This window comes from Kordiimonas lacus, assembly GCF_001550055.1.
Lineage (GTDB): Bacteria > Pseudomonadota > Alphaproteobacteria > Sphingomonadales > Kordiimonadaceae > Kordiimonas > Kordiimonas lacus.
This window is the reverse complement of record NZ_LRUA01000003.1, coordinates 228064-252225: the sequence shown is the minus strand read 5'-3', so window position 1 is coordinate 252225 and position 24162 is coordinate 228064. Positions and strand designations below refer to the sequence as shown.

The following is a 24162-nucleotide window of genomic DNA, read 5'->3' as shown; positions in this document are numbered from 1 at the left end:
AAGCGCGGGGACCATAGCTTGCCGGACTTGGAATTCGAGGCGCTGAAGCGGTCGCTTCGTCAGGCCGCGTTTGTGCGGCAACTGGGGCTTGGTATTGCTGACGTTACAGTTACCGCCGATGGCCGGTTCATGGTGCGGCTGGGCTTCCAGGCGGCGCAGTTTGTTGATCCTGTCACCGCCAAACTGACCACCCTTCCGCCCAAACCCTTTTTGCGGCTGTTGCAGAATGATCTGCCGCTCGCCGGATGGCAGACAGTCGCTGGTCACGACTTGATTTTAAAAACCAGCAAGTCTTGGCCAATTTTGAAACAGGCGAAAGACGTGACGCTTGAGCAGCTTGAACTGGTCGGCCTGAAGAAGCGGCCATCAAAGCCTGTATTGGCGACCTGTTCGGCGGCCATTGCCACCAGCCTGTTGTCCGATAAGCCTGATGAGAAGCAAGCAAAAGAGCTGATGCAGTGTTTCGGCCAAGACCGCCTGACCATGGAGCAGAAGACGAAGGCGCGGCAATTGGCCTGCACAGAGTTACAACGAAAATGGGAGGCTGTTTTCTGGCGGCTTGTGAAAATCCATGAGGCGTTGCGTGCGATTTTTCCGCTGTATGCCAAAGCTTACGAGACGCGAGTTTTGATGGGGCGGGCAAGGGATGCCCGAACCTTGGAAAATCTCGAGATCGGGACACATAACACGCCGGGGGCGGATACCGCGAGAACGCTTTATGATATCCTGCGCGGTAACAAGACCTTGGGTGAAATTGTCGGTACCGTTGCAACTGGTGCGGATGCACCGGATGCTGCAATCAGGTTTTTGGAAAGTGCTGGCAAGGAAACCGCAGCTGGCGTTTTGAAAGCCCTCGATCTGGCGTCACTTTGGTATGATACCCAAAAGACTTTTTCCAACGCGCTGCAGAATACAATCGAATTGCCGGAATGGTACCGACTGATCGATTTGCATATCCAATTGTGGGTCGGTTTCTACAATGGTTTTGCGGAGCTTGAGGAAATCTGGCCCGAACAGGTCCGTCTGCTTGAGGCCATGCATGCGCTCAAGTGCCCGATCCCCGACGATGACTATGAAGCAATTTGGGTGGATCTGCTTAGTCTGCACAGAACCCTGTTTTCCAAGCAGCCGATTTTATATACCGAAGAATATAGACATTTACGCGATGTACGCGGTCAACGGGACAATGTTCTTTTCGGCCCAGGAGAGTAGGCGCATCAAGCATATTAGCGGAAGCTGTAGGTGTTCAGGAAGGGGCATTGGTTGATGTCTATTTCCCCTATGGACAAGTCCGCGGCCATAACCGGCGTTTCATCATTCCGGTAGCTGATACTGACTGTCAGCCTGCGGAAGAAACCCATCTGGTCACTGATGGCCGCAAAGTCTTTTTTCGGGTAGGTATCGCCCCACTCAACCATGCGCGAAAGTGTGATGAACATCAGTTCTTCGCGCCTTTCCGGGACAGGATGATTCCGGTTCTGCTTAAGCCGGCAATAGAGCAGGTCCCGCCTTTTGACATCCTTTTGGCTCTGCAGCAGAGCAAGAAATGTATTGGCAAACCCAAGCTCCCCATTGCGAGGGGGAAGGGGGGCCTGTTCCTTAACACGGAGGTTTCGGAACGATGGGTCAAGAAGCCAGGCAATCGTCGTTCCGATATCTGAATAGTCCTTTGAGAAGCGGCCGATATCCACCATCCATTCCATCGCATACGTATTGCCGTAGGGGTGTTTGATCCGTCCTGCGCGCAAGGCCTTCGCGATTTCGACGCCTTCTTCCGGTCCTGCAAGGAAAATATCCGCCAAAGAAGCGGCAACGTCAGGCTCTGTCGGTGCTTCGATGCCGAAGTCGATCAGTTCTTTGATCGCCTGCTCAAGCCCCGGCCTGCTGTAGACCTGATGGGGCAGAAGGCGTGGTTTTTCGATGATCGGCGGCAGGATGGTGGACACATGTTGGAAGCTGCCATCGGGCATTCGCTTCTCAATGGTGAGTTTGCCAGGGTCACTCAAATGCTCAGGCCGGGAAGCAATTATCCGGCGATCATTCTTGCTCAGTAGGTCAATAAGCGCTGCTGCATCCATTTCCCGAATTTGAAACCGCAACCCGCGGTAGATGGAGGGGCCAAGCATGTAAGCGTCCTGAACATAATCTTCAGGGATACCATTGTCCGTCGTCTCCGCCGGAGCAAAGCCAGCGAAGACCCATTGCATGAAAAGTAATAGAAGTGCGCAGACCCGCATTTTGTCCCCCATCCCAAATATATGGTGCATGCACTCTAGCAATCATGAGCTGTAACATGCAATCAAAAAGAACAAACATGGAACATTTGGTGCCATCAGTAAGGGAGAAAGAACAGGGTGGGGTGGCCGTCAGGACCAGAGGACGCCAATCACTCTACTTCGGGTTAATCCCCACCCGGCAGGCTGTGGTGATATGTTTTTTATGGTTGTAAATATACCGCAAAAGGTGTGAACAAAGCCTTATCAAGCATGCTTAATGCGCGTTAACCTTGTGCGGGCGAGACATTCAGTCAGCCACCGGTGGCGGGCGGGCGATCAGAAGTTCTTCAAGATAATCAGCTTTTTCGAAAGCGCCTGGCGGGTGTGCTCATAGGCGATATGCAAATCGAAATAAAGCTGGTTCAGTCCTTCGGTGCGGTCCTTGCTGGACCGAATTTCGATTTTGGCCGCCAGATGCGCCACTTTTTCCGCGCCGAATGTCACGGACGCGGATTTGAAATGGCTGGCGTACATATGAACGCGCGCGCAGTCCTTCGCCTCAATGGCATTGCTCAGCTCTTCCATCAGGCTTGGCGCTGCGATCAGATAGTCCTCGATCAGGCCGATCATCCCACCCTTCAGTAATTCTCCATACTCCCGGAACGTGTCCCAGTTGACGAATTCCATTTCGTCCGAGACATCTTCATATTCGTCGCTGATTTCAATGTCTGCGTCTTCGCCGGTCAGGTGGCGTTTCACCATCACTTCCAGGCTCACACGGTCGACCGGCTTTTTGATGCAGTCGGTCATGCCTGCGTCCATATAGACGGCGTTTTCCGGCCCGGACATTTTCGTGGTTACCGCGATGATCGGCAAAGGGGCCTTGCCCGCCTTCTGTTCAAGCGCGCGTAGCCGCCTGGCGGCTTCCACGCCGCCCATCTTCGGCATCATGATATCCATGAAGACCATGTCAAAACGGCCGGGCTCAAAGGCTTCCAGCGCTTCTGCGCCGTTGCAGACATGGTCGTATGTGATGCCCATCTCATCCAGCGTACGGCCCAGGATTTTTGCCATGACGGGCATGTCATCCACCACAAGCGCGTGAAGGGGGGCACTTGGACCCTGGCGGGAAAGGTGGCCTTCTTCAGACATCAGCGCGGCATCACGCATTTTGACATTGCTCCTGCAAGATCGCTCATTTCGTACTCAATACATTGCCTGAAGGGTGTGGCAGCCATGCTGCCGTATCTTTGCCTGGCCTCTGTATGCCGGACAATTCTATCTAAAAGGTTAATGGGAAAATTTTAGCGATTGTATTTTTACAATCTTAAAATGCAGGGCTACATATTCTGCAATAGCACCAGCTTCTTCTTCAGCGCATGTTGGGCGCGCTCAAAGGCGATGTGCAGGTCATGGAATGCTGGTATGGCTTCCCGGATGTCGCCATTCTTGCCCATGATTTCCAGCTGTGCTGCGATATCGGACACGACTTCCGCGCCAAACACCTGGCTGGTGGATTTGAATTTATGGGCGTGGAACTGCAAGGTGGTGGCATCATCAGCCTCAATGGCCTGTCCGATGGCTGCCAGAAGGTCTGGGCCTGCCACCAGATAGTCCTTCAGGAAATGCTTGAACTTGTCTTTCAGAATAGCGCGGTATTCATTCAGGGTTTCCCAGTTCAGGATATCCAGCCCGTCATTTTCAAAAGCGGCTGCTTCGTAGCTGTCCGGTTCATTGGCTGTCTGCTTTTCGGCAATACCCAAGTGATCCAACATCACTTGTGCCAGGTTCAGCCGGTTGATCGGCTTTTTCACCACCCCGCTCATGCCTTCAGCCAGATACTGGTCCATGTCCCGTTCCGAGACGCGTGCGGTCACCGCAACAATGGGAATGCCCCCGTAGTGAGCGCTGAGTTTCCGGATTTCCTTTGTCGCCTGCACACCGCCCATTTTCGGCATCAGGATATCCATCAGGATCAGGGCATAGTCTGTCTCATGTGCCGCCTCGATCGCCTCCAGGCCGTCCGTTACGCGGTCATGCTGAACGGGAAAGGCGGACAGGAGCTTGGCGATAATCTGGCCCATCACCGGGTTGTCTTCCACCACCAGTACCCGCGGGCCATTCACCTCCGGCATGGTGATGGCCGAGGCGTGGATTTCGTCCTCAATCGGTGGGGTGTTGTCTGCGTCGTCCTGCATGGCCAGCCCAGGTTGGTTGCGGTGGTATGAATTCAGATTTTCCAACTGTGGGGGCAAACTGTCACGAAACAGTTAACACCCCCAAGATTCCGTTCAGCCTTCATTCATGCCTTGCATCCAATCCTGAAAAGGCGAAGATGAGACGAACAAACTGGAAGGGGTGGCGTATGAAAAAGTTACTGGCGGTACTGGCGACAACCTTCGCCATGGCAGGTTGCGCGGGTGACAGTAGCGGTGGCGGCACGCCAGTGCGGGACATCAGCCCGTCCGATTATGTTACCCTCAGCCGCACAGCCTGTTTCGGGGCCTGCCCGGTTTACGACATCACGCTGCAGGGCGATGGCCGTGTTACCTATCACGGTGGGCGCTTCACCAAGCTGCAGGGCCAGCACAGCGATACCTACAGCGCAGGCCGCTTCCTTGAGGTGCTGAGCATGTTCGAGATGCGTGGTTTCAGCGATTTTGATGATGCCTACACCCGCGACACCTGCCGGCCCTGGGCGACCGACCATCCAACCGTAACGGTGGAGCTGAAATCAGCGGACCTCACGAAAAAGCTGGTCTGGTACACCGGGTGCCGCGGCATCGAAGAGCGCGCGCAGCTTGACGGCATGGTGGATGAGCTGGAGCGGATCCTGGACGTGGAGCGCTTCATCGGCACGCCGGAAGAACGGAAGCCCAAGCGCCGCTGACGCTTTTGCGGGGTGGCGGCGAACCTTTTCCCAAGACGAAGCGTCTATAGGAAAAAGCCGGGATCACGACAGGCGGATGAGACTACACAGGCACAGGTGGGCCCCCATCTGTGCCTTTTGCTTTTTGGGCTGGCACCCCTTTTTGCGCCTTTCCTGAAGGCGCCATTCATTTTCGGTTCAGGGCCGACCCTTCATAACGGAATCACAAAGAAACAAACACCACGACAGCAACCAGTGGGGACAGCATATGACCTTTGTGAATGAAATTAACGGCGACTTTGTATTTGACGGCTCCGGCATCGACAGTTTCTTCCGGGGCGGCAGCGGCGATGATTTCATGGTCGGCGGCTCAGGCGATGATTATCTGATCGGCGGCGCTGGCAACGACTTTATTGTGGGTGGTGGGTTTTCCGACGGCCCAACGCTGCATATCGACTGGTACGGCGACAAGAATTTCTTTGCACCGGTGGATTATGACGGCCCGACAGCAGAAGGCGCCGACACGCTGATTGGCGGGTCCGGCGATGACACGCTGATCGGTGGCGGCTGGGACGACGGCGCGGTTAACGACAATGGCTGGTATGACTATGGTGAAGAGGTCTCCGCTGATGTGTACGCCGCCTATTACCCCTACCCATACCCTGACAATGTCATCTGGGCCGGCAGCGGCAACGACGTGGCTGTGGGCGGCAACGCCAACGACATCATCGGCGGTGGCGACGGTGACGACGACATCTTCGGTGCCGGTGGCCGGGATATTATTTTCGGCGGCTGGGGCTATGACACCATTGATGGCGGCTCAGGCGACGATGACATCTACGCCAGCGGCGGTGATGACCTGGTCTATGGCGGTGACGGCGAAGACTGGATCTATGGATCTAGCGGCTATGACGACCTGTTCGGCGGGGCGGGCAGCGACGTGATCTTTGGCGGTTCAGGCGACGATGTGATCGCCGGCAACAGCGGCCATGACGAAATCTATGGCGGCAGCGGCTGGGATACCATCTGGGGCGACGACGGCGACGACGATATCTTCGGCGGCGCGGGCAATGATGTGCTCACGGGCGGCAGCGGTGAAGACTATTTCTACTTCAAGGACGGCCAGGGCGACGACACGATCACGGATTTCAATATCTGGGACGACACGCTTGTGCTTTCCGGCGTCTGGGACATCCAGAATTTTGACGATCTCGACTACTATAGTTTCGAGACCTGGGTGGACGGCGAATATGGCCTGCTGATCGAAACCACGGCCAGCGACAGCATCTTCCTTGAGGGCGTAACCTCCTATGATCTCTACTATATGGACGTGATTTTCTAAGGGCCAGGTGAAGCCCTGAGGCGAAAGCTAATCCTCATTCCCTCTAGAGCAACCTCGGCGCCGCATCTCGCGGCGTCTTTTTTTGTGTTTAAATCACAATGTGTCATTCCTACGTTTATGTTGACGTGCAATCCTGTGCCGCGTTAGAAACTTCGGTGTTTTATTCGAGTAGGGCCCGTTTTGGGTGATGGGGGAATAATGACAGCCAGCTTGGGGGGGGCAAAAGCGCCACGACCTTCATCGTGGGTTCCGAAATTGTAATGAACACCAACACGGATGGCGACCAGTGGCGGTCGGACGTAGGTCGTGGCCAGTGTGCAGGCAGCTGCGACGGACACCGAAGGCGGCGTGTTGATCGACCTGGGTGGCGGCGACAGTCTGCTGTTGACGGGCCTGACGGTCGCTGACCTCGCAGACACGGATTTCATTTTTTAAACAGTTACGACAGATGTAACCCGGCTTCCGGGTAATGAGGAACATATGGTATATACAAAGCAACTTCTGGCCAGGCACGATGGCTTCGCATTCACTGAAGCTGACGCAGAAGCAGATGGCTTTCCGCTGGGCGATTTTACGGTAAATAGCGGGACCAGCGGCAGTCATTTCGGTGCCAAGGTAACAGCTCTCGCAGATGGTGGTATGGCCGTTGTCTGGATATCCTATGACCCGGATATTGATGATGACAACGGCGGGATTGCCCTTCGTATCTTTGGTGCAGACGGCCAGCCGGTTGGGGATGATATTGCGGTCAATACCATCAAGGAAGGATTGCAGCGCGAGGCCAAGGTTTTGCAATTGCAAGATGGCTCGCTCGTCGTGGTGTGGAAATCGCCTTCCGATGAAACAGAAGGCGATATCTATGCCCAGCGGTTTTCCCTGGAAGGCGAGCGTCTTGGTGAGGAGTTTGTGGTTCATGACGACCTGCAAGGTCAACAGGTTCAGCCCGTACTGGTGGCGCTGGATGATGGGGGCTTCATGGTCCTGTGGGCGGATGACCTTGCTGATGGATCAGGCCGGGGTATTGCTGGGCGCACATTCGATGAAAACGGTGGGGCGACATCTGAAATTTTCCTGGTGAACCAGCACACCGATAACAGTCAGGCAGTTCCGGCCGCCACCAAGCTCGAAGATGGTTCTATCGCTGTAGTGTGGCAATCACTGGATCCTGCGGTGAATAGAGATGAATGGGGCATTGCCTTGCGGCTGATTGACCAGCAGGGCAATCCCGTCACAGGAGAGAGCCGGGTAAATGACATTACTGAGACATTGCAGGTTGTGCCAACGGTGGCTCCTCTGGCCGATGGCGGATTTGTCGTTGTCTGGGAAAGCCGTGTTGCTGATGGCGTAGGGAACTTTGGGTATGCAGACCATGATGTGAAAGCCCGCGTTTTCGACGCCAGTGGCGATGCTGTTTCTGACGAAATCGCGGTCGCGCAAAATACCGAGAATTCCCAGGCTCGTACTTCGGTTGTTGGCCTGGAGGATGGCGGGTTTGTTGTTGTCTGGCGAAGTTTCGACCAAGAAGTGGACGGCGACGGCGCGGCGATCGCTGCCCGGCAGTTCAGTGCATCCGGTGACCCCGTTGACGGCGAGTTCCGGGTCAATGTGGCGGGTGAAAGTGATCAACGGTATCCGAATTCGGCCATCCTGGCTGATGGAAGCATAGCTGTTGCCTGGCAGAACCTCCGAGGCTCCAATGGCATTGAGATATCCGCCCGCATTCTGGTGCCTGACCAAAACGGTGAATATGCCTATATCGATCGGTTAATCGCAGGAACAGAAGCCGATGATACGCTCTCCGGTTCGGACAATGCCGAAAGGCTTTTGGGCGAAACAGGCGATGACGTGCTGAGTGGTGGCAACGGCGACGATACGGTTGAGGGCGGTGACGGCAATGACCGGCTTGATGGAGGACTGGGAAATGACCTTCTGAAGGCGGGCGACCATGATGATACCCTGCGCGGTGCCGATGGGGCTGACACGCTTCTGGGTGGTGGGGGCAATGACCAGCTTTGGGCCGGCGCCGGCGACACCGGCGATGACGTGATGAACGGCGGCGAAGGCAAAGACATCATCGGTGGCGGAGCTGGGAACGACAAACTGGTCGGGGGTACCGGGGCAGACATAGTCTTCGGCGGCAGCGGTGACGATACACTGATCGGGGGCGCATCCAAAAACAGCACCGAGACTGCGGCGAACCAGCTTTGGTCGGGGGGCGGCAATGACCTGATCTATGGCGGCGGTGGCCGGGATGCCCTTGGTGGTGGTGATAACAATGATGAAATCCATGGCGGTGGCGGCAATGACGTTATCTATGCCGGTAAAACCGGGGCCGACAGTCTTTATGGCGATGGCGGTAACGACATCATCTTTGGCGGCTCGGAAGATGATCTCATTGAAGGTGGCGATGGCGCTGATGAGCTTTATGGTGGCGCCGGTGATGATGTGGTCGCGGGCGACGCTGGCAGTGACACGCTTTATGGCGGCGGCGGCAACGACACACTCACAGGCGGCGCGGGCGATGACACGCTTCGGCCGGGTGACGGATTGGATATGCTGGTCTTTGCGGCTGGCGATGGCGCAGACCAGGTTGACGGCTTCACCATGGGTGATGACACGCTCGACCTGTCCGCCACCACAACGGATTTCACTGATCTTGCCAGTGTGCAGGCAGCTGCGACGGACACCGAAGGCGGCGTGTTGATCGACCTGGGTGGCGGCGACAGTCTGCTGTTGACGGGCCTGACGGTCGCTGACCTCGCAGACACGGATTTCATTTTCTAGGGGCGCTTGGGAGGTGTTTGTTCATTTGCCCTTAATGTTAGCAGCTTAGGCTGATGCCCAAATAGGGGGACTGATGCTTGCGCGGCGTCATCTTGATGATGACAGCCCGATCTTTTGGAGGCATAGTGAACGCAAGGGAGATGGGGGCGAGTAAGTCCCCGTTTCTGCGGAAAAAATTTAAAAATGAACCTTTCGTTAGGTTTGACGAATGATTCGCGGGCTGGTAGCTTGCGGGTAATTATATGATTTGGTCAGTTTATGGGGCTACACGATGGCAAATTTTCCAGGTACCGCTGGCAACGATAGCTTAGTTGGTAACGCAGCTGAAGATGACTCGATTACGGGTCTCGCAGGCGACGACACGCTTATCGGTGATACGGGTAACGATACCATTGAAGGTGGCGCGGGCATCGACAAGATCGACGGCGATGGCGGCGACGATATCATCGACGGTGGCGACGGCGACGATATCATCATCGGCGCGGCAGGCGCAGACGTGATCGACGGTAACGGTGACGACGACGAAATCTACGGCTGTGACGATAATGACAGCATCCTTGGCGGTGCCGGTGCCGATACGGTCTTTGGTGGCGCGGGTGACGACACGGTTCACGGTAACGCTGGCGCAGACAAGATTGATGGCGGCGCAGGCGCGGACAAGCTCTATGGCTGTGATGACGCCGACATTATCGTGGGCGCGGGCGGTGCGGACATCATCGAAGGCGGTGCTGGTGCCGACCGGATATATGGCTGTGACGATAATGACAGCATCCTGGGCGGTGACGCCGGCGATACTATCGCGGGTGGTGCGGGCGTTGATACCCTTCATGGTAACGACGGTGCCGACCATATTGATGGCGACGCCGGCAACGACATCATCTTCGGTTGCAACGACAACGACCAAATTACCGGCGGTGACGGCGACGACAGAATCACAGGCGGCTCCGGGAACGATAATCTCTCCGGTAACAGCGGCGTCGATACCATCAATGGCGGTGACGGCATTGATAAAATCTTTGGTGGTAGTGACGCTGACATCCTGAACGGTGATGCCGGTGACGACCAAATCGACGGCGACGACGGAAATGATGTTATTGATGGCGGCAACGACGATGACGAAATCGACGGCGGTGCAGGCGATGACGATATCACCGGCGGCCTTGGCAACGACACTATGGTGGGTGGTGCCGGCAATGATGTGGTTCGCATCTCCGGCTCTATTGATTCCACCACGGACATCGTAAACACCTCCAAAGGTGATTTCCTGATCAGGGTTGAGGGCAACGACATCATCACGGGTGTCGAGACGGTCATTTTCGACAACGCCACCCTGACGGAGACCGCAAGCGACATTGGCACGACGGTAACGGCATCAACCACATCCGGTGTGGATGTTGACCTGACGCTGGCAGGCGATGTGATCGCGTGGGACCCGGATGCTTCCAATCCGCTGGCGAAATCCTATAGCGACAACGACTGGAACATCACAGAAGTTGACGGCACGGCTATTTCGGCCAATGGCGATTCTGTTGACATCGCAACTGGTACGCTGACTGCAGTTGATACCGACGGCGACGGTGTTCGTGAGACGCTGGTGTTTACGGGTAATGTCGACGAGTCCAATGCGTCAGATGATATCAACGATGCTGCGATTACCGTGGTCATGACCAATGTGGATACGGCCAACACCGTTACCCTGACACTGGACCTGACCCTGTTGGCGGATGATGGCTTTGTGGCTGACCCCGGCGGCGATACGCTGGTGGGCGGCGATGACGGTGAAACATTCACAGGCAGTGACAGTGCCGACAGTATTATTGGCAACAACGGTGACGACACGGTCACCGCAAACGGCGGCAATGACACAATCCATGGCGGGCGCGGCGAAGACGAGATCGACGGCGGCGACGGCGATGACAGCATTCTGGGCGGCGACGGCGACGATGTGATCGACGGCGGCGACGGGGCTGACGACATTGAGGGTGGCGCCAACGATGATGAACTGTCCGGTGGCAACGGTGCCGACGATATCCTGGGCGATGCCGGCGCAGATACAATTTCGGGCGGTAACGATGACGATGTGATTGACGGTGGGGCCGGCAACGACAAGATCACCGGCGGCCTTGGCAACGATAGCATCATCGGTGGTGCCGACACCGATACTGTCATCATCAATGGCGATATCGACGATGCCGCTGACATTGGTGTGAACGGTAGTAACCAGTTGGTTATCACAACAGCTGATGGCACGGACACTGTGAGCGGCGTTGAAACCATTCGCTTCAACAATGTCACGCTGACGTCCTCTGACGATGAGAATATCGGCCTTGATTTCGAATTGTCAGCGGAGTCTGGCGATAGCTCTGCTGATACCGGTGTCGCGCAATTTGTGCTGCAGTGGGATGCGTCCCAGGTCGGTGTGGGTGATCCACTGACCGCAGCCTATGCTGACGGTGATTGGAGAATTACCCGTGTGAACAGTTCCAGCGTATCGGACGGTTCGAACGTGAACCTCAGCTACGGTACACTCTCTGTTTCCGACAGCGGTAGCGGCGTGGCAGACACCCTGACTTTCACAGGCAGCACTGACATGAGCGATGCCAACGAAGCAGAAGACCAGACACAAACCGTGACGGTGCGCCTGACCAATGTGGCAACCAGCGAGACCATCACTGTAAGTCTTGACCTTACACTGCTGGCCGACACGGACTTCACCGGCAACAGCAGCGCAAACACCCTGACTGGCGACGAAGACAATGAAACCTTCGACGGTCTTGGCGGCAACGACAAGATTTACGGCAACTGCGGTGATGACAGCATCCTGGGCGGTGACGGTGACGACCAGCTCTTCGGCGGTAACAACAACGACACGCTCGAAGGCCAGAACGGCAAAGACGAGCTCTATGGCGGCTGTGGCGACGACGTCCTGATTGGTGACACGGTATTTGATACCAATGCGGACACGCTTGATGGTGGCGCCGGCAATGACAAGCTCTATGGCGGCAAGGGGAACGATATCCTCAATGGCGGTTCTGGCAATGACACCATCGACGGTGGCGGCGGTACAGACGTTGTTACCTTCGACGGGTCGATCGACGATGCAAGCGACATCACCACTGCGGCGGTCGACTATGTCGTCAGCGTGGACGGTGTCGATACCATCACCGGTGTTGAAACACTGCAGTTCGACAACGCGACGCTGAGCACCAGCGCGTGTCAGGACGTGCTGGCGGACCTGGAGCTGTTTGCGGATGCAGGCGCATCCAACACAGATACCTTCGCAGATCATATCCTGCGCTGGGACCCCGATGCAGCCAACCCGCTGACCGACTATTCCGACAATGACTGGGATATCATCTCAGTTGACGGCACAAATGTGAACCCGGGCACCAGGGTTGATACTGACCTTGGCCGCCTGACATTCACTGACGCCGTGGACAGTGACGGCATTGTGGATACCATAACCTTCAAGGCTGACAGCTCGCTGGCCAATGAGGCTTCCAACCTTGACGAGACTGTAACCCTGGTTCTGGCCAATGCGTCGAACGCAGATGACACCATTGAGCTTGATGTGAACCTGCGCGTGATCTCGGATGTGGACTTCACTGCAGACAGCGATGGCGGTCTGCTGGAAGGTGGCGCTGGCAATGATGTTATGGCTGGTGGCAATTTGTTCGATAACATCAAGGGTAACGGCGGCAACGACACCATCTCGGCAGGTGGCGGTAGTGATTACATCACTGGCGGTGACGGCGATGATGTGATCTCCGGCGGTGACGGCAATGACTCTGTCTTTGCGGGCGGTGACGGCGACGATATTGTTCGCGGTGACGACGGTAACGACATCATTGGCGGCGGCTCCAACGACGACCTGATAATCGGCGGTGGTGCGGATGCTGATCCGTTCGGTGGTACCGACACTTCATCAGGCGATGGCCGTGACATCCTGTTCGGCGGTACTGGCGACGATACACTCGTCGGCGGTGCGTGGGATGACCGCGGCGGCAACGATGACAGCGTTGTGGATGTTGGCGAAGTGAGCAACAACAGCACGGACCAGCGCAATGATATCTGGGCTGGTGACGGCAACGATAAGATATACGGCGCAGGCGGCAAGGACGCACTTGGTGGCGGTACGGGCTGCGACGACATTCAGGGCCTGGGCGGCGATGACACCATCTATGGCGGTAAAGGCAGCAGCAACGCTGACGACACAATCGACGGTGGCGACGGCGATGACGTTATCTTCTCCGGCACAGGCGACGATATTATCGTTGGCGGTAACGGCAGCGATGTGATGTTCGGCGGCGACGGTGCTGACACCGTTCAGGGCGGGGCATCTGCCGATACGCTCTATGGCGGCGCCGGTGATGACACTATTTCAGGTGGCGCGGGTGCTGACAGCATTCGTGGCGGCGACGGTGACGATACCATCGAAGGTGGCTCCGGCGACGACACGCTGTTTGGCAGCGGCGGTGCTGACACATTTGTCTTCACTGACCAAGCCAACGAGTTTGACGTGATCAAGGACTTTGACCTGACATCCGATGTCATCAATCTGGTGGGCATCATTGACGCGTCTGATACGAATGTCGGCGACGGTGACGGCGATTTCGAAACCCTTGCCGAACTGAAGGGTGAAATGGACGAGACAAGCTTTAATGGCGAGGATGGCGTATTGATCTCGCTCGGCGAGACCTACTCGCTGTTCATTGTCGGTGTTTCCATCAGCGATCTGACGATCGACCACTTCGATCTATAGCGGATCAGGTGGTCGTAGAATTCAGCCCCTCGGCCATGGCCGGGGGGCTTTTGTTTTGTTCAGTTTTGGAATTGCAGTGGACCAGGCTTTGCGCTTAGATGGCGCTGGGTGCAACCGGGGAATGGCGCCGCCGCTTATGGCAGGACAGACTGAAAATAGTTTTGAGACCGTCAGGCTGATGGTGCGGGAGGCAGACCCGTCCCTTGCAGGGCAGGATATCCTGTCTGCGAACGAACATGAGCGCCTTGCGGGTATGCATGAAGGCGCGCGCCCGGCATTTGTGACAGCCCGCCGCATGCTGCGCATGGCCCTTGGGTCTTATATGGGGTTGCTGCCAGGTGCTGTACCTCTTATGCAGGAGGGGGCAGGACGCATTTCCATTGATGGCTTTGCCGAAGACGAACCACCTTATTTTTCAGTATCACACACCGGGGCAGCCGAGGAAGGCATCGCTGCGGTTATGGTGTCCGAAACCTGCCCTGTGGGCATTGATATCCAGCAACTGGACCCAAGCGTCGACTGGCGCCGCGTGGCAGAGCGCCGCTTCCCGGAAGAAGACTGGATGCTCTTGTCTGCCATGTCGGATGAAATTGGGCGGTTGATGTTTTTCACGCTTTGGTCAATCCGCGAGGCCTTCGTTAAAATGGAAGATGGCAAGCTGATGCCCTACCTCAGAAACTTGAAAATCGACCTGACAGCGCGCCCGCCAAAGCTTGCGACGCCAACACCAAAAGGGCTAGCTGAAGCCTTCATCTATTTCGATTTCAACCCGGAGCATGATCTGATGATTGCTGCTGTGGCTGAAAAGCCGATCCAGGTTGAGCTTGATCTGTCCATCAAGCACATTAGTCGCCGCCCTGACCCTTTAAGGAATCGCGCTGACTGAACCAGTGGCCACATTCCCTGTATTGGGCCATATACTTGGCGCAAACGCAGGCATGTGCTATCATACGCGTGGGTGACCGGATAAATTTCAGAAGAAATCACAGGCGCATCGCTTGAAGGGCGTGCCGTGCCGGAACGGTTTAAGACGTCAAAACGACGCCGACTGTGTCTGAAAACATGGTGGAGAAGGCAAAATGGCTTTTTCCGTAAATACGAACGCGGGTGCCTTTCTCGCGCTTCAAAGTCTTAATCAAACGAACAGTCAACTGGAAACGACTCAGCGGCGCATCAACACCGGCCTTAAGGTGGAAAGCGCCAAGGATAGTGCTGCGACATATGCCATCGCGCAAAACCTGCGTGGGGATATTGCCGGCCTGAACGCCGTCAAGGGGTCGCTGGACCGGGCCATTTCCACACTTGATGTTGCAGTTGCGGCCGGTGAAGCTGTCTCTGACTTGCTGACAGAACTGAAGGAAAAAGCCGTATCCGCGAAGGATACCGGCATCGACAGCGCCAGCCGCGATGCGCTCAATGACGAGTTTGTCGAACTTCGGGATCAGATCACCAGCATCGTGGAAAACGCTGAATTCAATGGCGCCAACGCCGTGGATGGCAGCGGCACAGATATTGTGGCCATCACCAACGACAGCGGTACAAACACCATCACCATTGGGGCCCAGGACCTGACGCTGGGCGGGGCCAATGTGACGCTTTCGGCGACGCAGGAAATTTCAAGCGCGGCGCTGGCGTCAACGGCGGTGACAACAATTTCCGCATCGGCGTCCAACGTTACGTCTGCTCTGTCTGCCTTTGGGGCGGGCTCCACAAGGCTGGAGATACAGCGCGAGTTTGTCGGCAAACTCTCTGACACCATTGAAGTGGGAATCGGGAATCTGGTGGATGCAGACCTTGCGAAAGAGTCAGCCACCTTGCAGGCACTGCAAGTAAAACAGCAGCTTGGCTTGCAGGCCCTGTCCATCGCCAATAATTCGCCGAGTGCCGTGCTGACACTTTTCCAGTGACCAAAGACGGCCCGGTCATGATATAATGCAACCGGGCTTTGAGATTGAGGACGCTGGCATGGGGATGCCGGCATAGTTAAACCAGAAGGGTGCGTTACATGGTTTTCACCGTGGATCCAAATGCAGGTGCTTTCGCAGTTCTGCAGAACAAGAAACAACCTGGCCGTGATCTGGCGGAAGAGCAGGCCAAATCCAAACAGTCTGATGATCGCCGGGCTGATGATGGCGCTGTTTCGGTTGCGGACCATCTGAAGGGCGATGCGACCGGGCTTGAAAGTGTTCGCGCGTCTCTCGGGCATGCGGCGTCGGCCCTTGAAGTGGCGTCGATTGCAGCAGGCAAGGTGGCTGATCTGCTGTCGCAGCTCCAGGAAAAGGCTGAGCGCGGGCTTGATCCTGATCTTGATAAAAGTGCGCGTGCCGCTCTCAATGAAGCCTTCGCCACAGAACGCGACCTGATCAATGACGTAATCCGCGACGCTGACTTTGAAGGCGTCAATGCGGTCAAGCGGGGTGGCCAGGCGATTACAGCGCTGACAAGCGCCAACGGCCGTCGGGCAGTAGAGATTCCGCCACAAGATTTGGCGCTTAGTGGGGAAAAAGTGACGCTGAAGCCGGATCAGGGGCTGGAAACAGTAACTGCCGCCGCGGATGCCCTGGAAGCCATTGTGGCCTCTCGCGCCAACGTGTCGAAGGCTCAGGCGGTATTTGAGGGCGGCGGTGAAAGCATCAGCGCCCAGCAAAGCTTCATCACCAAACTTTCCGATACCATCGATGCCGGTGTCGGCAACCTGGTAGAGCCCAGCCTGGAGAAGGAGACAGCCAACCTTCAGGCGCTGCAGGTGAAGCAGGCACTGGGTGTCCAGACGCTTCCTATTGCCAACCAGCGGCCGCAGGCGATCCTGTCACTGCTCAAATAAAAGGTCTTTTCGGTCGCGGGTGTCACTGCAGTCTTGCGCTTTCGTGCCGCCCGCGCTAGCCATGGCACTATAAGACAATTATCGGGGGAAGCTATGGCTCGATCTATCTCACTCGGGCGGGATATAACGGTCGCCAATGACGCGCCATTCGTTCTGTTTGGCGGCATGAATGTTCTTGAAAGCAGGGATCTGGCATTTGAAGTGGCGGAAGCCTTTGTGGAAGTCACGAAAAAGCTTGGCATTCCTTATGTTTTCAAGGCCTCCTTCGACAAGGCGAACCGCTCCAGTGTGCATTCTTTCCGGGGGCCGGGCCTTGACGACGGCTTGCAGCTTCTGGCGGATATCAAATCCAAATTTGACGTGCCGGTGATCACTGATGTGCATGAGCCTCACCAGGCCGCGCCGGCCGCCGACGTGGCGGACGTGATCCAGCTGCCGGCTTTTCTCGCGCGCCAGACCGATCTGGTAACTGCCATGGCCGAAACCGGGGCGGTGATCAATGTGAAAAAGCCGCAGTTTCTGGCGCCCGAGGAAATGCGTCACATCATCAAGAAATTCAAGGAAAGCGGCAACGACAAGGTCATGCTGTGTGAACGGGGCAGCTGCTTTGGCTATAATAACCTGATCGTGGATATGCTGGGCATGGATGTGATGAAGGATTATGCGCCTGTGGTGTTTGATGCCACCCACGCGCTGCAGCGCCCTGGTGGCCTTATAGACAGCGCAGGCGGCCGGCGTGCCCAGGCAGCAGCGCTGGCGCGGGCGGGCATGGCCCTCGGCATCGCCGGCCTCTTCATCGAAGCGCACCCGAACCCGGACGAAGCGCTATGCGATGGACCCTCCGCTCTGCCGCTCGATAAACTGGAGCCCTATCTGGCGCAGATGAAGGCCGTTGATGATTTGGCGAAAAGCTTTCCTGCACTGGTAACGGAGTAGACGGCAATGGATATCCGGCTTTTGGTTTTGGATGTGGACGGCGTGCTGACAGACGGCACCATCTTCTATTCCGCCGAGGGCGAGGAGCTGAAAGCCTTCAATGTGCAAGACGGCCTTGGCATCAAGCTTCTGATGCGCTCGGGCTTCGATGTGGCCGTGATTTCAGGGCGAGGCAGTGCGCCGCTTGAACGACGTCTCGATGACCTGGGCATTTTTCATCGCCGCTTCAAATGCAAGGACAAGGTGGCTGCCCTAAAGGATATCTGCGACGAGGTCGGATGCAATTTCAGCCAGGTTGCCTTCATGGGCGATGACCTGATCGACCTGAAGGTGATGCGGTCTGTGCGCTTTGCCGTGGCCCCGCCAAACGCAGTCCCGGAAGTGCTTGAGACGGCGCACCATGTGACCGACCGCCGTGGCGGCTATGGTGCCGTGCGCGAGCTGTGCGACTATCTGGCAGCGCTGAACGGTATTCGTTTCGCTGATTATTATGTCATGCCCGAGGAGGATTAGGGCATGACCTTCAAGATAGTGATCCCTGCGCGCTATGCCTCAAGCCGCCTGCCAGGCAAGCCGCTGGCTGACATTTGCGGCAAGCCGATGATTCAGCATGTGTGGGAGCGCTGCGGCACGTGCGGCGCAGATGACGTGGTGGTGGCCACCGATGACGCGCGGGTGTTTGATGTGGCGCGCGGTTTTGGCGCGCAGGCTGTGATGACGGCGCTGGATCATGCGTCAGGCACGGACCGGATCGCAGAAGTGGTGGATATCCTGGGCTGCCATGACGATGAGATCATCGTGAATGTCCAGGGCGATGAGCCGATGATGCCCCCCGCGTTGGTTCGCGCCGTAGCGGACCTCCTGGCAGGCAGCCCTGACGCGGCGCTGGCGACCGCCAGTCACGCCATTGCCAGTATGGATGACCTTGTGAACCCCAATGTGGTGAAGGTGGTGACAGACAAGGCAGGCAGTGCCTGTTATTTTTCCCGCAGTGCCATTCCCCATGAACGCGGTGCCGAGCGGCCTGATCTACAGCGCTTCGCCTACCAGCGCCATATCGGCATTTATGCCTACCGGGCAGGGACTCTCAGGCAGCTGACACTTTTGCCGCCCGCGCCGCTTGAAGAGCTTGAAGCGCTGGAGCAGCTGCGGGCCCTTTATCACGGCATGAAAATCGTGGTGGCCGAAGTGGCCGATGCACCGCCTGCGGGTGTGGACACGGAAAAAGACCTGGCCGCTGTGCGCGCCATGATGGGGATTGGCGGATGACCGAGGACACCACAGACAAGGTTCAGGCGCCACGTGCCCTTACGTCGTCCAGCGGCATCGCCGGTGACGCGTTGATGGCTGCGCTGTTGGGGCGCGAGGTCAGAAAGGGCCTGTCGGGCGCGCGCGACGGTGATGTGGTCGTGGGCTGGGGCCAGAAGGAAAATACCGAGAAGGCAAGGACCTATGCCAAGCGCCGTAATCTCGAATATTGGCGTCTTGAAGACGGATTCCTGGGCTATCTCAGCCACCCGTCATCGGATGGGCGACGCCTGTCGCTGGTGGTGGACAAAAGCGGCATCTATTATGACGCGCACACCCCAAGCGACCTTGAAGGCCTGTTGAACCGGGATGACTGGATTACCGATGATCTGCTGGCGCGGTCGCGTGACGCCATGGCACGTATCCGGCGCTGGCGGCTGTCGAAATATAACCATGCACCCTTTGATATCTCGCCTGACCTTCGGGAAAAGCTTAATGCTTTCAAGGGGCCCAAGGTTCTGGTTGTGGACCAGACGTTCGCTGACCAATCCATCCAGTATGGCATGGCCAATGACGGCATGTTCATGGAAATGATGCAGACCGCGCTTGAGGAAAATCCCACGTCGCTGGTGCTGGTGAAGGTGCACCCAGACGTGCTGGCAGGCACCAAGAAGGGCCATTTCGACCTGGAGCGCGCGCATGAACGCGTGATGTTCATTGCCGACGATGTGGCTCCCCAGGCCCTGATGGAGCGGGTGGACCACGTGTATGTGGTAACCAGCCAGATGGGGCTTGAGGGCCTGATCGCGGGCAAGAAGGTCACCTGCTTCGGCCTGCCGTTTTACGCGGGCTGGGGGCTGACGCACGACCGTCAACTGTGTGAGGCGCGTATCGCCAACCGCAGCCTTGAGGAACTGTTCGCTGCCGCTTTCATCGTCTATAGCCGCTATGTGGACCCCTATACGGGGGAATCGTGCGAACTTGAACGCATTCTGGATATCCTGACGGCCGAACGCCAGATGACACGGCCACGAGGCAAGCGCGCGCTGGCAGTGGGCTTTTCCTTGTGGAAGCGCGGTTTTATTCCGGAATTCGTTGGTCTTGGCGAAAAAAATACTGTCTTTGTCAAGCCGCAGGCGCTGGACGGATATGACTATCAGGATGGCGATATTGTCGTCCTGTGGGGCCGTAAGCACGACAAGGAAGCCGAAGCTGTGCCGGGGCATATCCCGGTGTGGCGTATGGAAGATGGGTTCCTCAGGTCTGTGGGGCTGGGCAGTGACCTCCGCCGCCCGTCATCGCTGGTGCTGGACCGGTCGGGCATTTATTACGATGGCCGCGGCCCAAGTGACCTTGAGGCTTTCCTGAAGAAACATGAATTTGACCGGCATGACCTGGCGCGGGGCAAGGCGCTTCGGAAAGCGGTGTTGGGCGCGCGGGTGTCCAAATATAATGTGGGCACGTCGGGCTCCCTTGATTTTCGCGCCAAGGCGGGCGGCAAGCCGGTGATCCTGGTGCCCGGGCAGGTGGAAGCAGATGCCTCGATCAAGCTAGGGTCGCCCGAAGTAAAGACCAACGCTGAGCTGCTGGAAGCTGTGCATCAGTCGAACAGCGACGCCTATATCATCTACAAGCCGCACCCGGATGTGGTGTCCGGTAACCGGGAAGGCGCTGTGCCGCAGGATGTGCTTGACCGCTGCACCAGTGAAGTGGTGGTGGATGCGGACATCATTGATTGCCTGGAGGCCGTTGACTGCGTGCATACCATGACAAGCCTGACCGGTTTTGAGGCGATCCTTCGCGGCATCAAGGTAACGACCTACGGCATGCCCTTCTATGCCGGATGGGGGCTGACAACCGATCAGCTGGGCGCCCGTCTCGGTGAACGTCGGGGGCGTGACCTGCCGCTTGACGGCCTTGTTTACGGCCTTCTGTGTGTTTACGCGCGCTATGTCCAGTGGCCGGGCGGTAAAAGCTATGGTCCGGAAGCGTTGGTGGCGGATATCGCGGCGATGGAGCGCGGCAGCAGCGTGATTTCGGGTGGCCCGGTGGCATCGGTTTCGAAGCTGGCGCGCAAGGCCATGTATATCGCGGAAGCGCTTCTTAGATAATCGACGCACATTGGCGGGGTCAGGCAAGGCCTTCGGAAAAGTTTTCTGGTTATATTTTGGAAAATATTTCCAAAATAGGCCCGCTAGCCCCTTAAAAAAGAAAAATTCGTTTTCTTTGGTGCTTGTGCTTGCGCTACACCCGCACCATCTTTAAAAGCCTTGAAGTTTAAGGGCTCAAAGCAATCTGTTGGTGGATTTTTGATGACAAAAACACTTACCCATCTGAAACGACTGGAAGCCGAGAGCATCCACATCATGCGCGAAGTCGCCGCCGAGGCGGAAAACCCGGTGATGCTTTACTCTGTCGGCAAGGACAGTGCAGTCATGCTGCATCTGGCGATGAAGGCGTTCCATCCTTCCAAGCCACCGTTTCCGGTCATGCATGTGGATACCACCTGGAAGTTCCGCGAGATGATCGAATTTCGCGATAATCTGACCAAAGACCTGGGCCTCGACCTGATCGTTCATATCAATGAAGACGGCGTCAAAGAGGGCATCGGCCCCTTCACCCACGGCAGCCAGGTTCATACCGACGTTATGAAAACCCAGGCGCTGAAGGCGGCGCTGGATAAATACGGCTTCGACGCAGCCTTTGGTGGCGCGCGCCGGGATGAGGAAAAGTCCCGTGCGAAGGAACGCGTATTCTCCTTCCGCTCTGCCCAGCACCGGTGGGACCCGAAGAACCAACGCCCTGAGCTGTGGAGCATCTATAACGCCCGCAAGAACAAGGGCGAGAGCATCCGCGTGTTCCCGCTCAGCAACTGGACCGAGCTTGATATCTGGCAATATATCCACCTGGAGGGTATCCCGATCCCGGGGCTGTATCTGTCGAAGAAACGCCCGGTCGTGGAACGCGACGGCCAGCTGTTTATGGTGGACGACGAGCGTTTCCCGCTCAAGGACGGCGAAGAGCCAATGATGAAATCAGTGCGCTTCCGCACACTGGGCTGCTACCCGCTGACCGGCGCCGTGGAATCGACGGCCGACACGCTTGAAGAAGTGATCCAGGAAATGCTGCTGACCACAAGTTCAGAGCGTCAGGGCCGTGTGATCGACCATGACAGCGCAGCTTCCATGGAGAAGAAAAAGCAAGAGGGATATTTCTAATGTCGCACCAGTCTGACCTCATTGCTGAAGATATCTCGGCCTACCTGAAGGCCCAGGAAGAAAAATCCATGCTGCGCTTCATCACCTGCGGCAGCGTGGACGACGGTAAATCGACGCTCATCGGGCGCCTTCTGTACGACAGCAAGCTGATCTTCGAAGACCAGCTGAACGCCCTTGAGGCCGACAGCAAGAAGATGGGTACGCAGGGCCAGGAGATCGATTTCGCGCTTCTCGTGGATGGCCTGGCGGCTGAGCGCGAGCAGGGTATCACCATCGACGTGGCCTACCGCTTCTTCTCCACCGACAAGCGCAAATTCATTGTGGCCGACACGCCGGGGCACGAGCAATATACCCGCAACATGGCCACTGGTGCGTCCACTGCCGATGTCGCGATTCTGTTGATCGATGCGCGCAAAGGTGTTCTGACACAAACCCGTCGTCACAGCTTCATCTGCTCGCTTCTGGGCATCAAGCGTATCGTGCTGGCGGTCAACAAGATGGACCTGGTGGACTATAGCCAGAAGGTCCTCAATGACATTGAAGTCGAGTACCGCGAGTTCGCCAAGGACTTCGGTTTTAGCGAAATTGTCTCGATCCCGCTGAGCGCTCTCAAGGGCGACAATATTCTCGCAAAATCCGAGAACACTCCTTGGTATGACGGCCCGTCGCTGTTGCATTATCTGGAAACGGTTCAAGTGGGTGATGCCCGTCAGGCAGCGGATTTCCGCCTGCCAGTTCAGTGGGTTAACCGCCCGAACCTGGACTTTCGCGGTTTCTCGGGCACCATCGCTAGCGGCACCATCCGCCCGGGCGATCCGATCAAGGTTCTGCCAAGCGCGGTTGAAAGCACGGTCAAGTCTATCGTTACCTATGACGGCGACTTGGACGAAGCCGTTGCGGGCGAAGCGGTTACGCTGACGCTCAATGACGAGATTGACATCAGTCGCGGCGATGTGATTGCAGGCAAGGACCACCCCTGTGAAGTGGCCGACCAGTTCGAAGCCAAGATCATCTGGATGGCGGAAGAGCACATGCTGCCCGGTCGCCCGTACCTGTTCAAGACGGCGAACAAGACAGTCCCTGGCCTGGTGACGGACCTGAAGCACAAGGTGAATGTGAACACTATGGAGCATACGGCCGCCAAGCAGCTTGAGCTGAATGAGATCGGCATCTGTAACATCGCGCTCGATAGCCGTATCGCGTTCGACCCATACTCGAATAACCGTGAAACCGGTGCCTTCATTATCATCGACCGCATCACCAACTCGACCGTTGGCGTGGGCATGATCGATTTCGCGCTTCGCCGTGCGTCGAACATCCACTGGCAGGCGTTAGACGTTGACAAGATCGCGCGCGCCGACATGAAACACCAGCGCCCTGCGGTGCTGTGGTTCACTGGCCTGTCGGGTTCCGGCAAGTCCACCATCGCGAACATCGTTGAGAAACGCCTGTTCGCGCGTGGCCGCCATACATACACGCTGGACGGCGACAACGTACGTCATGGCCTCAATCAGGACCTTGGCTTCACCGACGCTGACCGGGTGGAGAACATTCGCCGTGTGGGCGAGGTGGCCAAGCTGATGGTCGACGCAGGCCTCGTGGTGATGACCAGCTTCATCTCCCCGTTCCGGGCAGAGCGCCGCATGGTGCATGACCTGATGGACGAGGGTGAGTTTATTGAAGTCTATGTGGATACGCCGATTGAGGTATGCGCCGAGCGTGACCCCAAGGGCCTCTACAAGAAAGCCAAGGCGGGCGAGATCAAGAACTTCACGGGCTACGATAGCCCTTATGAAGCCCCTGAGCGCGCCGACATCCATGTCAACACAGACAAGATGAGTGCCGAAGAGTGCGCCGATGTGATCATCGCGTACCTCGAGGAAAACGGCTACCTCAATGCTAACGGTAACGGCCAGCGCTAACCACCGTTTCATAGATAATCAGAGAGAAGGCCGGGCATGTC

At 56.9% G+C, this 24162-nt stretch carries 18 protein-coding genes; 15 read left to right on the top strand and 3 right to left on the bottom strand.

The features are described from left to right. Positions 1–27: 27 nt before the first annotated feature. Positions 28–1212 carry a hypothetical protein gene (locus tag KORLAC_RS04590; protein ID WP_139167579.1) on the top strand — a complete coding sequence of 395 codons (1185 nt, stop codon included), beginning with the start codon at positions 28–30 and terminating at the stop codon, positions 1210–1212. Between the two features lie 14 nt (positions 1213–1226). Here KORLAC_RS04590 and KORLAC_RS04585 read toward each other — a convergent pair whose 3' ends face one another. From KORLAC_RS04585 to KORLAC_RS04575, 3 genes are all read right to left on the bottom strand, one after another. Continuing rightward, a complete protein-coding gene (locus KORLAC_RS04585) occupies positions 1227–2237 on the bottom strand; it encodes a hypothetical protein (RefSeq protein ID WP_139167581.1) in 1011 nt (336 codons plus the stop codon). Between the two features lie 315 nt (positions 2238–2552). Next, positions 2553–3386: a response regulator gene (locus tag KORLAC_RS04580; protein ID WP_068303774.1), complete on the bottom strand. Its 834-nt coding sequence runs from the start codon at positions 3384–3386 to the stop codon at positions 2553–2555. 170 nt (positions 3387–3556) lie between these two features. After that, positions 3557–4414, bottom strand: a complete 858-nt coding sequence (locus KORLAC_RS04575; protein WP_139167583.1) for an Hpt domain-containing response regulator — start codon at positions 4412–4414, stop codon at positions 3557–3559. 167 nt (positions 4415–4581) lie between these two features. On the opposite strand from KORLAC_RS04575, the gene KORLAC_RS04570 reads away from it, so the two are divergent. From KORLAC_RS04570 to cysN, 14 genes are all read left to right on the top strand, one after another. After that, the gene (locus KORLAC_RS04570) at positions 4582–5106 is read left to right on the top strand and encodes a DUF6438 domain-containing protein (protein ID WP_068303770.1); all 525 of its coding nucleotides are present in this window, start codon (positions 4582–4584) and stop codon (positions 5104–5106) included. Between the two features lie 247 nt (positions 5107–5353). Beyond that, on the top strand, positions 5354–6427 hold the full coding sequence (locus KORLAC_RS04565; protein ID WP_068303768.1) for a calcium-binding protein: 1074 nt from the start codon (positions 5354–5356) through the stop codon (positions 6425–6427). Between the two features lie 306 nt (positions 6428–6733). Continuing rightward, a complete protein-coding gene (locus KORLAC_RS19140) occupies positions 6734–6862 on the top strand; it encodes a hypothetical protein (protein ID WP_277620375.1) in 129 nt (42 codons plus the stop codon). Between the two features lie 45 nt (positions 6863–6907). Next, positions 6908–9211: a calcium-binding protein gene (locus KORLAC_RS04560; RefSeq protein WP_068303766.1), complete on the top strand. Its 2304-nt coding sequence runs from the start codon at positions 6908–6910 to the stop codon at positions 9209–9211. Between the two features lie 271 nt (positions 9212–9482). After that, the gene (locus KORLAC_RS04555; protein ID WP_068303763.1) at positions 9483–13973 is read left to right on the top strand and encodes a beta strand repeat-containing protein; all 4491 of its coding nucleotides are present in this window, start codon (positions 9483–9485) and stop codon (positions 13971–13973) included. 136 nt (positions 13974–14109) lie between these two features. Continuing rightward, positions 14110–14859, top strand: coding sequence for a 4'-phosphopantetheinyl transferase family protein (locus tag KORLAC_RS04550; RefSeq protein WP_160328596.1), 750 nt, complete (start codon positions 14110–14112; stop codon positions 14857–14859). A 193-nt stretch (positions 14860–15052) separates the two neighbouring features. Further along, positions 15053–15880: a flagellin gene (locus KORLAC_RS04545; protein WP_068303758.1), complete on the top strand. Its 828-nt coding sequence runs from the start codon at positions 15053–15055 to the stop codon at positions 15878–15880. A 98-nt stretch (positions 15881–15978) separates the two neighbouring features. Beyond that, a complete protein-coding gene (locus KORLAC_RS04540; RefSeq protein ID WP_068303755.1) occupies positions 15979–16797 on the top strand; it encodes a flagellin in 819 nt (272 codons plus the stop codon). Between the two features lie 93 nt (positions 16798–16890). Further along, entirely contained in the window at positions 16891–17733 is an 843-nt protein-coding gene (gene kdsA / locus KORLAC_RS04535) for a 3-deoxy-8-phosphooctulonate synthase (RefSeq protein ID WP_068303752.1), read from the top strand. Positions 17734–17739: 6 nt separating this feature from the next. Then, complete coding sequence (locus KORLAC_RS04530; protein ID WP_068303749.1) at positions 17740–18246, top strand: KdsC family phosphatase; 507 nt, start codon at positions 17740–17742, stop codon at positions 18244–18246. A 3-nt stretch (positions 18247–18249) separates the two neighbouring features. Further along, positions 18250–19002, top strand: coding sequence for a 3-deoxy-manno-octulosonate cytidylyltransferase (gene kdsB, locus KORLAC_RS04525; protein WP_068303746.1), 753 nt, complete (start codon positions 18250–18252; stop codon positions 19000–19002). Beyond that, positions 18999–21092, top strand: coding sequence for a capsular polysaccharide biosynthesis protein (locus KORLAC_RS04520; protein WP_068303743.1), 2094 nt, complete (start codon positions 18999–19001; stop codon positions 21090–21092). The genes kdsB and KORLAC_RS04520 overlap by 4 nt, the downstream gene beginning before the upstream one ends. Before the next feature lie 201 nt (positions 21093–21293). After that, complete coding sequence (gene cysD / locus KORLAC_RS04515; RefSeq protein WP_068303740.1) at positions 21294–22199, top strand: sulfate adenylyltransferase subunit CysD; 906 nt, start codon at positions 21294–21296, stop codon at positions 22197–22199. Continuing rightward, entirely contained in the window at positions 22199–24121 is a 1923-nt protein-coding gene (gene cysN, locus KORLAC_RS04510) for a sulfate adenylyltransferase subunit CysN (RefSeq protein ID WP_068303737.1), read from the top strand. Before cysD ends, cysN begins: the two co-directional genes overlap by 1 nt. The last annotated feature ends 41 nt before the right edge of the window (positions 24122–24162 follow it).

Coding starts and splice junctions, on each gene's coding strand:
- KORLAC_RS04585 (WP_139167581.1), bottom strand. CDS start 2,237: ATGCGGGTCTGCGCACTTCTATTACTTTTCATGCAATGGGTCTTCGCT.
- KORLAC_RS04580 (WP_068303774.1), bottom strand. CDS start 3,386: ATGCGTGATGCCGCGCTGATGTCTGAAGAAGGCCACCTTTCCCGCCAG.
- KORLAC_RS04575 (WP_139167583.1), bottom strand. CDS start 4,414: ATGCAGGACGACGCAGACAACACCCCACCGATTGAGGACGAAATCCAC.
- KORLAC_RS04570 (WP_068303770.1), top strand. CDS start 4,582: ATGAAAAAGTTACTGGCGGTACTGGCGACAACCTTCGCCATGGCAGGT.
- KORLAC_RS04565 (WP_068303768.1), top strand. CDS start 5,354: ATGACCTTTGTGAATGAAATTAACGGCGACTTTGTATTTGACGGCTCC.
- KORLAC_RS04560 (WP_068303766.1), top strand. CDS start 6,908: ATGGTATATACAAAGCAACTTCTGGCCAGGCACGATGGCTTCGCATTC.
- KORLAC_RS04555 (WP_068303763.1), top strand. CDS start 9,483: ATGGCAAATTTTCCAGGTACCGCTGGCAACGATAGCTTAGTTGGTAAC.
- KORLAC_RS04550 (WP_160328596.1), top strand. CDS start 14,110: ATGGCAGGACAGACTGAAAATAGTTTTGAGACCGTCAGGCTGATGGTG.
- KORLAC_RS04545 (WP_068303758.1), top strand. CDS start 15,053: ATGGCTTTTTCCGTAAATACGAACGCGGGTGCCTTTCTCGCGCTTCAA.
- KORLAC_RS04540 (WP_068303755.1), top strand. CDS start 15,979: ATGGTTTTCACCGTGGATCCAAATGCAGGTGCTTTCGCAGTTCTGCAG.
- kdsA (WP_068303752.1), top strand. CDS start 16,891: ATGGCTCGATCTATCTCACTCGGGCGGGATATAACGGTCGCCAATGAC.
- KORLAC_RS04530 (WP_068303749.1), top strand. CDS start 17,740: ATGGATATCCGGCTTTTGGTTTTGGATGTGGACGGCGTGCTGACAGAC.
- kdsB (WP_068303746.1), top strand. CDS start 18,250: ATGACCTTCAAGATAGTGATCCCTGCGCGCTATGCCTCAAGCCGCCTG.
- KORLAC_RS04520 (WP_068303743.1), top strand. CDS start 18,999: ATGACCGAGGACACCACAGACAAGGTTCAGGCGCCACGTGCCCTTACG.
- cysD (WP_068303740.1), top strand. CDS start 21,294: ATGACAAAAACACTTACCCATCTGAAACGACTGGAAGCCGAGAGCATC.
- cysN (WP_068303737.1), top strand. CDS start 22,199: ATGTCGCACCAGTCTGACCTCATTGCTGAAGATATCTCGGCCTACCTG.